The sequence below is a fragment of the Terriglobia bacterium genome (genome assembly GCA_036496425.1).
In the GTDB taxonomy this organism is placed as follows: Bacteria; Acidobacteriota; Terriglobia; order 20CM-2-55-15; family 20CM-2-55-15; genus 20CM-2-55-15.
In genome coordinates this window covers 1-7594 of the sequence record DASXLG010000151.1, presented here as the reverse complement: position 1 = coordinate 7594, position 7594 = coordinate 1, and the positions used below count along the sequence as shown (strand labels likewise).

The following is a 7594-nucleotide window of genomic DNA, read 5'->3' as shown; positions in this document are numbered from 1 at the left end:
CCGGCGCCAGTCAGCGCCTTGAACGTCGGATCCCAGATGTAATAAGGAACGCTGAAGCCGGCCGCCAGCACCACGAGAGGCGCATCCGCGGGTCCGCCCAGTTCGTAATGGGTATATCCGTCGGCAAGCTGCGCGAACTGTCCCGGCAGCCGCGAACGCGTGGCGGCATCAAGCGTGATCTTCTCGGGATCCCAGATCGCGTAAATACCCCAGAAAAACGCCATCAGCGCGACGGCGGAAACGGTCAACCAAATTGGCCATCGATTCTTCTTCATGTAGAATGCTCAAACATCTTCCCAGCAAAGGAGATTTCATACAATGGCGAGATCCAAAAAAGGTGCGGTGAACCGCCGCGGATTTCTGAAAGGCGCCGCCGCCGGTGCTGCCGCCGGCGCCGCCGCGCTGGTTGCGAAACCTGCACCGGCGGCGCCCGCGGCGCAGGCGCGGACTGCGGCGGCGACGCCATTGCCGGGCGCTCGTCTGGTTGCCGCTGAAACCGCTCCGCCTCCACGAGCCGACGTATATACCACGGATCGGCCCGGATCGGACTTCATGCTGGATGTCATCAAATCGCTGGGAATTGAGTATGCCGCGGCGAATCCCGGATCGACGTTCCGCGCGCTGCACGAATCCATCATCAATTACGGCGCGAACAGAATGCCGGAGTTGCTGACCTGCTGCCACGAAGAGTCATCGGTCGGGATGGCTCATGGCTATGCGAAGATCGAAGGCAAGCCCATGATGATCATGGCGCACGGAACGGTCGGCCTGCAGCACGCCTCGATGGCGATTTATAACGCGTATGCCGACCGGGTGCCGGTGTACGTCGTGATCGGCAATGTCGCCGACGGGCCTTTCCGCCGAAGCGACGTCGAATGGGCTCACGCCGTTCAGGACGCCCCGCTGATCGTGCGCGATTACACGAAATGGGACGACGCGCCGCTTTCTCTAACGCAGTTCTCCGAATCGGCGCCCCATGCGTACAAGATCATGATGACGCCGCCGATGGGGCCGGTCGTACTTGTCGCCGACGCGGTTCTTCAGGAAGAGCCGGTCTCCGACGAAGACCGCCGGCGGCTTCGGGTTGCAAAACTCTCCGTAACCACTCCGCCTGCCGGAGATCCGTCGGCCGTCGCCGATATCGCGAAGATGCTGGTCGCGGCCGAGAATCCGCTTATCGTGACAGGACGCTCCGCGCGAACGCCGAACGGTCTGAACCTTCTGATCGAACTCGCCGAGCTTCTGCAGGCGCCGGTAATGGACCGCCGCCAGCGGATGAACTTCCCCACCCGGCATTATTTATACGGCACCGGCAGCATTGCCTCTGCCGACGTCGTGCTGGCGCTGGAAGTTCCGGACTTCTGGAACGTCACCCACGCGCAAACGCCGGTCAACCGCATGGGCATGGAGGTGCGGCCGCTGACGAAGGACGGAGCGAAGCTGATCACGATCTCTTCGATGGACCTGCTCATGAAGAGCAACTACCAGGACTTCGGGCAGTACAACGAAGCCGACCTCGCCGTTACAGGCGACGCGGAAGCGACGCTGCCTCTGCTGATCGAATCCTGCAGGAAACTGATCACCGCCGATCGCAAACGCGTGTTCGATCAGCGCCGCGCAAAATGCGAAGAAGCGTCGAAAAACCTGCGCGACCAATTCAGGCAGCAGGCGGCGTGGGGCTGGGACTCCAGCCCGATAACGACGGCCCGCATTGCTGCGGAGTTGTGGAATGCCGTCAAAGACGATGACTGGTCGCTGGTATCGGACGATGTTTTCCAGAGCTGGTGGCCGACGCGCTTGTGGGACTTCACGAAACATTATCAATTTATCGGCGGCCACGGCGCCTATGGCGTCGGCTATGGAGCGCCGGCCGCTGTCGGCGCCGCGCTGGCGAATCGCAAGTACGGCCGGCTGACCGTCAATATCCAATCGGATGGAGACCTCAATTATGCGCCGGGAGTCTTGTGGACGGCCGTTCACCACCGGATTCCGCTGTTGAACGTTGTGCACAACAATCGGGCATACCATCAGGAGCGGATGTTCGTGGCCGACATGGCGGCGCGAGCCCAGCGGGACGTCAGCCGCGTCGATATCGGAAATGCGCTGACCGGCCCGAACATCGATTACGCCACGATGGCAAAAGCATACGGAATGTATGGCGCCGGGCCGATCGAGAATCCCGCCGATCTCGGGCCCGCACTCAAGAAGGCGATCGACGTCGTCAAGCGCGGCGAACCGGCATTGGTCGACGTGATTTCTCAACCAAGGTAGAAGCAGATGATGAAGTATCTATTGTTCCTTGTTTTGATCGCGGCGCCTTTACTCGCAACCCCGCAAACCGCGCCCGCCGGAAATGCGGAAAAAGGAAAGCAGCTCTTCATGAAACAGAACTGCTATTACTGTCATGGAACTTCCGGACAGGGCAGCCGCGATGGCGCGCGAATCGCGCAAACCTCGCTCAATCTTCAGGGAGTCATTCGATACGTCCGCAAACCGGCCGGCGCAATGCCGGCATTTACCGAAAAGATTCTGTCGGACCAGGAACTGACCGACATCTACGCGTATCTGAAATCGTTGCCGGCCGCAAAGCCGGCGAAGGATATTCCGCTGCTGGATCAGATCCGCTAGTCCAGGGGGCAGAATGTCTTGTTCTATTGGACCATTGCATCATTGATCCAATAGCGTTAGTTACATCGCTTATGAGAAAACTCTTCGTTCTTTTCTTGTTCTGCATTTCCACCCTCTACGCCCAGCAGCCGGCAACGGTGAGCCGGGGCGTGTACACGCAGGCCCAGGGAGTCCGCGGGCAAGCGCTGTATAAGGAGCGCTGTGCCACCTGTCACGGCGATGCTCTTCAAGGCCGGATCGGCCCCCCGCTGACGGGCGATGATTTCACCGGGAACTGGAACAAAGAGCCTCTCTCCGAACTGTTCAACAAGATTGCGAAGACGATGCCGCAGGATGCCCCGGGCAAGCTGACCGGCCCTCAAACGGCGGATATCCTCGCCTACATTCTGCAAACCGGAAAGTTCCCGGCGGGGTCTGCTGAGCTTGGCGCGTCTGAGGCGGCCTTGAAACAGATCGGCTGGCCCGCGGCCTCGGCCCCACGGCCGGTGCAGGCTGCGGCCGGAACGGCTCCGGCGTTTCCACCGGCTGGAAATCTCGCGCAAGTGATGCGCGGCATTCTGTTTCCGAGTTCCAACATTATATTTACGGTTCAAACGCACGATCCGGCGGATAAGAAGAAACCACCGGCCGGCGCTGCAAACGACGGCGGCTTCGACTGGGCAATCTGGGGCGCAAATCTTTATCCGGGCTGGGAACTGGTCGATTATGCGGCGGTCGCGATCGCGGAGTCCGCACCGCTCATGCTGACGCCTGGCCGCCGGTGCGAGAACGGCAAGCCGGTGCCGGTCAACGATCCGGATTGGATCAAATTCGCGACCGAACTCGCGGAAGCGGGACGCGCCGCCTACAAAGCCTCACAGACCCGGAATCAGGAGACGGTCAGCGATATCAGCAACCTCATCGCCGATACCTGTCTTCACTGCCATCAGGTGTATCGCGACAAACGCGCCGCCGGAGGATTGAATCTCGATCCCGCCAACAAGGCGGGCCGCTGCATCTCCCAGGTCCGGTGAGCATTGCGGCAGGCGCGGTCGTCTGCAGGCAGCAGCGCCACATACGACCTTGAGTCGTTCGCGCGTTCAAAGGTTCAAAAATACGATGCAGCGACCGCCGCCGCCCGCTTCGGATCGAGAAATTGCATGCAGGCGGAGCCGCTGTCCGCATCGGGTTCGAAAAATCGATGCAACTGGCGCGGAGTCCCGCATCGACTTCCGCAATCGCATGCAGGTCAAGGTGTCACCTGCATCGCCGGGTAGAATACCCGCGTTCAGACGCCGGAGAAAACGGAAAAATCTCGGTTTCCACGCGTTAAGTTATGCAATACTCCGGCTATCGTGAAAAACCGGATCATTCTTGTTTCGGTTTCGGTCTTCGTTTGTGCGGCATCCTTTTTCGCCCGCCAATTCCAGAATCAAAACCTGAAGGTCGATGTCGATCTCGTGCAAGTCAATGCGACCGTTACGGACAGCGAAGGCCGTTATGTCGTCGGGTTGGAAAAGAAGGACTTTCACATCTGGGAAGACAAGGTCGAGCAGCAGGTCGAGTATTTGTCCACAGAAGATGCGCCGATCAGCGTCGGAATGATTCTCGATCATAGCGCCAGCATGGGAGTATCGCTGGCTTACGCTCACCAGGCGGCTCTGACTTTCCTGCGGACTTCGAATGCGGACGACGAGTATTTCCTTGTCGTGTTCAGCGACAAGCCGCACGTGGACGTCGACCTCACGAAAGATATTTCGAAGCTTCAGGAACGCATCATTTACCTGCCGGCCAAAGGATCGACGGCCCTCTTCGATGCCGTCTACCTTGGAATGGAAAAAATCAGAAAGGCGTCCTATCCGAAGCGGGCATTGATCGTCATCACCGACGGCGGCGAAAACCACAGCCGGTACACCTTCTCCAATCTGCGGGATCTTGCCAAAGAACAGAACGTGCAGATTTTTTCCATCGGCGCCTGGGGCCTCATCAACAACATCGTCGAAATGACGGGCGGTTACGCCTTCCACGGTGCGGGCCTGGAGGACATCTGCGAGAAGATTGCCGTCGAGCTGAAGAACGAATACGTCATCGGCTATCGTTCGACCAACCAGGCCAAAGACGGCCGGTGGCGCAAAGTTCAATTGAAGATCGATACTCCCCGTGGTCTCTCCAAACTCAACATCCGCGGCAAAACCGGCTATTACGCTGCCACGCAGTGATCAGTCCGGAAATCGCCTGCGAACTCGAAAAGCTGGCGCGGCCCGTCGGTGCTTTTGACGCGCAGCAGTACTTTCGCGGCAACCACAAACTGCGCTTCTACAACATCGGAACGGAGCGGATGCGTGCTTTTGCCCGTTCGGTTTACGAGGTGAACCGCGATCAATGGCCGGTAGACGATGCGATGGCTCTGGCGGATGAGTTGATTGCCGATCCGTACCTGGAAACAAAATCGGTGGGCGACTACCTAAATCCCTGGCTAGTTCTCGGCTGGATCCCTGTCGATCCGGTCGAGGATGATATAGCCGATGGGCAGTTTGGCAGGTGTAAGCTGGAGCCCAAGCTTTCGTATTTCTGAAAAAATCTCGGGAGCGTCCCCTGGTTCGCGGTGTACTGCCAGATGGAGACGGTCGCTTAACAGCAGCCGCAACATTGCGGGGATCTGATCGCGGGTCGAACCTTCAGGCATCGTGGCGTTCAGTTCATAAAATTCTTCTCGAAGCCAAGTCGGCCCGGCCAGCCTCGACGCCTCAACGTCAAAGGCGCGACGCAAGAGAATATTGAGGCGGCAAATGCACGTTACGCTGTTGCCCCTCTCGTTGAGGATCTCGGGGGAACCTCGAAAGACGGCCTTCTTAAAGGATGCAACGCTGAACCCCGGTTGCTCTGGGATAGGCTGAGCCTCTACGGCACCGACAAGCACCACTCCGAGCGCGATCCGTCCAAGAAGACTCATCTTTTTCCTCCCTGCTATGGATGTGTTTGGCCGGTAGTGACTCAGTTTGAAACTGAGTCACTACCGTTTGGCCTGTCCCAGAAGCACGAGGCGGCACGAGCCGCGACGCACCTCCACACTCGAGCCTGAATTGTGTGCTCCGTCCCCGCAAATGTACCAAAGCGCTCCACCGTCGGTGATGTAGCACCTTGATACTCGCCATGTTCATAGTGGATACCTGCGCAAATACTTTGCGTTTGCCGCGTCGCCTACGCAGGACGCGCGGCCTACAAAGCATCACAGACCCGAAATCAAGAGACGGTCAGCGATATCAGCAACCTCATCGCCGATACGTTTCTTCAGTACCATCAGGTGTATCGCGACAAACGCGCCGCTTCTACACGCTCATGCGAGCTTACGGGCCAGAAATATAGTGTGGTGGGGGCCGCCCTTTTTGAGACGGCCCCGCACGCGCTCGACCTCGACGACGAACCCGCCATAGCGCAGACGCTGCTCGAATTTTCGATCCTCCCGGGCAGACCAGATGGCCAGCACTCCACCGTTCTTGAGAGCGGCACGAATGGCAGCTAATCCGCGATCGGCGTAGAGCATGCTGTTTTGCGGCGTGGTGAACGCGGCCGGGCCGTTATCCACGTCCAGAAGAATGGAATCGAAGTGGCTCTGGCGGGATCCGATCGAGACTGCCACATCGCCCACCTCAATTCTCACCCGCTTGTCTCTAAGCGGGTCTCTCGCCAATGGCCCCAGCGGTCCGCGATTCCATTCGACGATTGCCGGCACCAATTCAGCGACGACAACCTGCGCATTGGATGGCAGAAGATCAAGCGCAGCGCGCAGAGTGAAGCCCATGCCGAGCCCCCCGATGAGTACGCAGGGCCTTTCCGTTGTTCGCAGGTTGCTGCATGCGAATGTGGCCAGCGCCTCCTCAGATCCGTGCATTCGGCTCGACATCAGAGGTTTGCCGTTGGCAAGGATGACATACTCATTGGTCCGGCGGGTCAGCTTGATGTCGGAGCCGTCGGGGGTGGTTGCCTCGCCGAGTAACTCCAGAGCTTGCAAGACTCGCCTAGTGCTGCGTTCCCGCAGCGATCAGGCGGGCTGCAGCGCGCATGAGTCGGCCGAATTCTGAGCGGGTCGTCGTGAGCATAGATCGCCATTCTACAGTAGGGATACGCAACCGAAGCACATGATTGATACTCTGAACGATGGCTCAGACCGCGACAATTTATAACCTGACCGTCGACCTCGCCGATATCGATCGCGGCGTCTATGAAAAGCTCGACGTCTGCATCGCTCGTCAACCTTCAGAAACCGTCGAATACATGTTCATGCGCGTTATCGCCTATTGTCTCGAGTATGGCGACGGAATTGTACTCACGCAGGGCGTCGCCGCGGGCAACGACCCCGCTGTACTAATTCGAGACCTGACCGGACGCGTGACGGCATGGATCGAGGTCGGAATGCCCGACGCCGAGCGTTTGCATCGCGGCCTCAAACTCGCCGGCCGTGCAGCAGTCTATACCCACCGCGACGTTCAAAAACTGCTGGCCCAACTTTCTGCGTCCAGGATCGACAGGCTGCGCGCTGTCCCCGTGTATGAATTCGCTCGGTCCTTTGTAGATCAGATTGCGGAGCTGATGGAGCGGCGCTCGACTCTCTCCATTTCAGTTACGGAGCGCGAACTCTACCTCGAAATCCGCGGCCGCACGTTTACCACGACGATCGTAGAACATCGCGCGGAGTGACGACCACGGACCTCATCATTTACCAGGGAGAAACAGCTTATTCGCTTCATTTTGAAGCTCCTCAACTGTAATCTCTCCACGGGCGTGGGATTGCAGGCAGGTATAAAACTGATTGTATTTCTTCATGCTCGTTTCACGAGCCGTGGCTGTCTGGATACCGGAACAGAATTTCTGAAAGTGCACGCCTATCCGGTCGAGGGTCAGGCTGCTTCGGCAGTAGGGACAGTTAATTCCCGTCAATATTGCACCCGAGTGCCTTCTTGCGGGATCTTATGAACTCCCGCACTTC

At 58.6% G+C, this 7594-nt stretch carries 8 protein-coding genes; 6 read left to right on the top strand and 2 right to left on the bottom strand.

The window, feature by feature from the left end; all coding sequences use genetic code 11:
• Positions 1-275 (bottom strand): alpha/beta hydrolase (locus tag VGK48_10895; GenBank protein ID HEY2381673.1); only part of this gene is annotated, 275 nt, incomplete at its 3' end.
• 43 nt (positions 276-318) lie between these two features.
• Here VGK48_10895 and VGK48_10890 point away from each other — a divergent pair.
• The 5 genes from VGK48_10890 to VGK48_10870 all read left to right on the top strand — a co-directional run bounded on the left by VGK48_10890 (position 319) and on the right by VGK48_10870 (position 5182).
• Complete coding sequence (locus VGK48_10890; protein HEY2381672.1) at positions 319-2271, top strand: thiamine pyrophosphate-dependent enzyme; 1953 nt, start codon at positions 319-321, stop codon at positions 2269-2271.
• Between the two features lie 6 nt (positions 2272-2277).
• Positions 2278-2628: a cytochrome c gene (locus VGK48_10885; protein HEY2381671.1), complete on the top strand. Its 351-nt coding sequence runs from the start codon at positions 2278-2280 to the stop codon at positions 2626-2628.
• A 71-nt stretch (positions 2629-2699) separates the two neighbouring features.
• The gene (locus tag VGK48_10880; GenBank protein HEY2381670.1) at positions 2700-3641 is read left to right on the top strand and encodes a cytochrome c; all 942 of its coding nucleotides are present in this window, start codon (positions 2700-2702) and stop codon (positions 3639-3641) included.
• Positions 3642-3962: 321 nt separating this feature from the next.
• On the top strand, positions 3963-4826 hold the full coding sequence (locus VGK48_10875) for a VWA domain-containing protein (GenBank protein HEY2381669.1): 864 nt from the start codon (positions 3963-3965) through the stop codon (positions 4824-4826).
• A complete protein-coding gene (locus VGK48_10870; GenBank protein ID HEY2381668.1) occupies positions 4823-5182 on the top strand; it encodes a DNA alkylation repair protein in 360 nt (119 codons plus the stop codon). The genes VGK48_10875 and VGK48_10870 overlap by 4 nt, the downstream gene beginning before the upstream one ends.
• Positions 5183-5944: 762 nt before the next feature.
• Here VGK48_10870 and VGK48_10865 read toward each other — a convergent pair.
• Positions 5945-6619 carry a hypothetical protein gene (locus VGK48_10865; protein ID HEY2381667.1) on the bottom strand — a complete coding sequence of 225 codons (675 nt, stop codon included), beginning with the start codon at positions 6617-6619 and terminating at the stop codon, positions 5945-5947.
• A 146-nt stretch (positions 6620-6765) separates the two neighbouring features.
• Here VGK48_10865 and VGK48_10860 point away from each other — a divergent pair, with 146 nt between their 5' ends.
• Positions 6766-7305: a YaeQ family protein gene (locus tag VGK48_10860; protein HEY2381666.1), complete on the top strand. Its 540-nt coding sequence runs from the start codon at positions 6766-6768 to the stop codon at positions 7303-7305.
• The last annotated feature ends 289 nt before the right edge of the window (positions 7306-7594 follow it).